1 protein-coding gene is annotated in these 281 nt (G+C 66.5%); it reads right to left on the bottom strand.

Going from position 1 to position 281, the window contains the following annotated elements; genetic code table 11:
• Positions 1–281 (bottom strand): hypothetical protein (locus tag MTCD1_RS18945; RefSeq protein WP_200818656.1); only part of this gene is annotated, 281 nt, incomplete at both ends.

The raw sequence follows: 281 nt of genomic DNA on the forward strand, positions 1-281 counted from the left end.
GCTTCCAGGCGCTCGACCAGACCCACCTCAGATAGCGCGCCGACCGAGACCATCAGGCAGGCAATGCCGCGCTCCAGGGCCGGCAGTACATGCTCCTCAATGGCCCGGTGGCCGGCGCACTCCACCAGCAAATCCGGGCGCGTATCGGCGGGCAATGCCGTGAGCACCTGCGGCGGCTTTTTGAAACTGGCCAGGCGCTGGCGCACCAAGGCTTCGGAGCCCTCGGAGGCGATGACGTAATCCACGCACAGCTGCGGATCGTTCTCCAGCAGCTCCAGCAC

It is taken from the genome of Colwellia marinimaniae, from assembly GCF_002207865.1.
Taxonomy (GTDB): domain Bacteria; phylum Pseudomonadota; class Gammaproteobacteria; order Enterobacterales; family Alteromonadaceae; genus Colwellia; species Colwellia marinimaniae.